We start from the raw sequence: 3,440 nt of genomic DNA on the forward strand, positions 1-3,440 counted from the left end.
GCTTGAAGGAGAACGCCGGCGGGGACGGGGCCCGCCGGAGTGGGGGAAACTTTTACGCGGCTGCGCGGTGTTCCTGTTCGGCCTCCACCGAGGCGTTCCAGTCACGCTTGATCGCACGCCAGCCCTCGTCCGTCTCGCCCAGGCGCCAGTAGCCCGAGATCGACAGGCGCTCGCGCGGGATGCCGCGCTCCATGCGGAGGTGGCGGCGCAGATCCTTGACGAAGCCGGCCTCACCGTGGACGAAGGCATGGACGTCCGTGGAGGGGAACTCCATGGAGGTGACGGCCTCCACCAGCGCCTCGCCCACCGGGCGGTCGCCGCGGTGCAGCCAGATCGGCGCGATGCCGTCCGGGGTGGCGACCTTCAGCTCGTCGGCCGGGCCGTCGATCTCCACGACGGCGCGGACCCGCGCGCCCGCCGGCATGCGCTCCATCGCGGCGGCGATCGCCGGCAGGGCGCTCTCGTCGCCCACCAGCAGGTGCCAGCCGGCCGCCGGGTCCGGGGCGTAGGCACCGCCCGGGCCGAGGAAGCGTACGAGTTCGCCCGGCTGCACCCGCGCCGCCCAGGGGCCGGCCAGGCCCTCGTCGCCGTGGACGACGAAGTCGAGGGTCAGCTCCAGGTGCGCGGGGTCCCAGTTCCGCACGGTGTACGCGCGCTGGCGCGGCCACTGCGCCCGGGGGAAGTCCGCGCGGATCCGGTCCAGGTCCCACGGGGCGGGGTAGCTGACGCCCACCGGGGCGAACAGCAGCTTCACGTACTGGTCGGTGTACCCGCCCCCGCCGAACTCCCGGAGGCCCTCACCACCCAGCACGAGCCGCACCATGTGCGGCGACAGCCGCTCGGTGCGTACGACGACGGCGGTGCCGACGGTGCGGGCGCGTCCTTCTGCCACGGTGACTCCCCTGACTCCATGAAACTTAGCCTTACCTAAGTTATCACCTCATGGGCGCAGCACACTGCTCAGGCGAGCGACTGCGCCACCCAGACCCCACCGATGGGCCAGCGCATCCACCAGTTCGGGCTGCGCGGGGGCCTTGGGAAGGGTCGGGTCGAACGCCGGCAGCGGTACGTCCGAGGCCACTTGGACCACCTTCGGCGCCACCGCCAGATAGGGACGGGACTCGTCGAGCCGCTTGCGCTGGGCCGGGGTCAGCTTCGACTTCGGGTCGTCGATCGCCGCGATGATCCCGGCCAGGGTGCCGTAGGCGTCCAGGAGTCTGGCGGCCGTCTTCTCGCCGATGCCGGGGACGCCCGGCAGGCCGTCGCTCGGGTCGCCCCGCAGCAGCGCCAGATCCGCGTAACCGGGGCCGTCCACCCCGTACTTGTCACGGAGCCACGCCTCGTCGGTCACCTGCAGGCTGCCCACGCCCTTGAGCGGGTACAGCACCCGCCGCTGCCGGGCGTCGTCCACCAGCTGGTACAGGTCCCGGTCGCCGGTGACGATGTCCACCTGGCCGCTCGCGCGGGCGGTGAGCGTGCCGATCACGTCGTCCGCCTCGTACCCGGCGACCCCGACCCGGGCGATGCCGAACGCGTCCAGCGCCGCCTCGATGATCGGCACCTGTGGGGCGAGCGTGTCGGGGGTCTCCTCCACGTCGGGGCCGGCCTCGGTCTCCTCGGCCACCCGGTGCGCCTTGTATGAGGGGATCAGCTCCACCCGCCAGTGCGGCCGCCAGTCGGCGTCCATGCACGCCACCAGATCGTCCGGCCGGTGGTCCTGGACGAGCCGCCCGATGAAGTCGAGCAGCCCGCGCACGGCGTTGACCGGAGTGCCGTCGGGGGCCTTCACCGACTCCGGCACACCGAAGTAGGCGCGGTAGTAGAGGGAGGCGGTGTCCAGGAGCATCAGGCGTCGTGTCGTCACGGAGTCGATGATGCCGCAACGCACCCCGGGGATGTCCTGGCGCCCGGACACCTCGCGTCGCGACGGACAGTGATCGCACGGGTACGGGAAAACCCGTGCAGGCGAAACCGGAGGCGGTTGCTGCGTAAGGTGCTTACAGCACACCGATGTGCGACGGACATGGGGAGGGCAGCCCCGACATGAACGCCAGGGACGGCAGCGACGGCACCGATGGCATGGACGGCAAGCTGAACGACAGGGACGACAAGAGCAGGGAAAAGGACGGCAAGGAGCCGCTCCGGGTGGGCGTGGCCGTGCGCAAGCGGCGCCGCGCGCTCCATCTCACGCTGGCCGCCGTGTCGGCGCGCAGCGGCCTGTCGGTGCCCTTCCTGAGTCAGATAGAGAACGAGCGGGCCCGGCCCAGCATGCGCTCCCTGGAGCGGGTCGCGGACGCGCTGGAGACCACGGCCGTCGAGCTGCTGGCCGCCTCCGACACGGCGCGCACCGTGGACCTCGTACGGGCCGGTGACGCCTCCCAGCTCACCCCGTTCCCGGGTGTCCGGCCCCTGGTGCGCGGACACCACCAGCTGCACGTGATGGAGTTCACCGGGGATCAGGACGCCGGACGTGAGTACCAGCACCGCAACGACGAACTGATGTACGTGGTCGCGGGCGCCTGTCAGGTCGAAGCGGAAGGGCGGGCGTACCGGCTGGAGAGCGGGGACGCCCTGTTCCTGTCCGGCGGTGTGCGCCACCGCTGGCGGGCGGTCACCGAGGACACCCGGATCCTGGTCGTCGCGGTGGGCGAGCACATCCACGCGACCTCCGAGCCCCCGTCGCCGGGACACTGAGCGGCGTGCGGCGGGTCGTCTCGCTCGTCCCCTCGCTGACCGAGGCGGTGGCCGTGAGCGCGCCGCGGCTGCTGGTCGGCGTCACCGACTGGTGCACGCACCCCACGGACCTCGGCGAGGCGGTGCGCATCGGGGGGACGAAGAACCCCGACGTACGGCGGATCACGGAGCTCCGGCCGGACCTGGTGATCGCCAACGAGGAGGAGAACCGGGCCCCCGACCTGGACGCGCTCCGCGCGGCCGGGGTCGAGGTGCTGGTCACCGAGGTACGGGAGCTGCCGCAGGCGCTGCGGGAGCTGGACCGGGTGCTCGTGGGGGCGCTGGGACTGGCGAGGCCGGGGTGGCTGGCGGACGCGGAGCGCGCGTGGGCCCGCGTGGAACCGGCCGACCCGCTCACCGCCTTCGTGCCGATCTGGCGGCGGCCGTGGATGGTGCTGGGCCGGGACACCTTCGCCGGGGACCTGCTGGCCCGGCTCGGTGTGCGCAACGTCTACGCCGGGCACGCGGAGCGGTATCCGCGGATCCCGGCGGCGGAACTCGCGGCGGCCGGCTGCGACCTGGTGGTCCTCCCGGACGAGCCGTACCGCTTCACGCGCGAGGACGGCCCGGAGGTGTTCCCGGACCTGCCCGCCGCCCTGCTCAGCGGCCGGCACCTGACCTGGTACGGGCCCTCGCTGGCCGAGGCACCGGCGGTGCTGGGCGCGCAGCTGCGCGGCGCGCGCTGACCGACGCGCGCTGACCGACGC

Annotated in this window: 4 protein-coding genes; 2 read left to right on the plus strand and 2 right to left on the minus strand. The window is 72.9% G+C overall.

The features are described from left to right. Nucleotides 1-52 precede the first annotated feature (52 nt). Nucleotides 53-892 carry a siderophore-interacting protein gene (locus ACWGIU_RS33145; RefSeq protein ID WP_453711811.1) on the minus strand — a complete coding sequence of 280 codons (840 nt, stop codon included), beginning with the start codon at nt 890-892 and terminating at the stop codon, nt 53-55. Between the two features lie 48 nt (nt 893-940). After that, nucleotides 941-1,846 carry a 5'-3' exonuclease gene (locus tag ACWGIU_RS33150; RefSeq protein WP_453711813.1) on the minus strand — a complete coding sequence of 302 codons (906 nt, stop codon included), beginning with the start codon at nt 1,844-1,846 and terminating at the stop codon, nt 941-943. Nucleotides 1,847-2,079: 233 nt separating this feature from the next. Between ACWGIU_RS33150 and ACWGIU_RS33155 the strand changes: the two genes are divergently transcribed. Both ACWGIU_RS33155 and ACWGIU_RS33160 read left to right on the plus strand, forming a co-directional pair. After that, entirely contained in the window at nt 2,080-2,694 is a 615-nt protein-coding gene (locus ACWGIU_RS33155) for a helix-turn-helix domain-containing protein (protein ID WP_453711814.1), read from the plus strand. A gap of 5 nt (nt 2,695-2,699) precedes the next feature. Continuing rightward, complete coding sequence (locus ACWGIU_RS33160) at nt 2,700-3,419, plus strand: helical backbone metal receptor (RefSeq protein ID WP_453711812.1); 720 nt, start codon at nt 2,700-2,702, stop codon at nt 3,417-3,419. Nucleotides 3,420-3,440: the final 21 nt, after the last annotated feature.

The sequence above is a fragment of the Streptomyces sp. NPDC054840 genome, from assembly GCF_053611065.1.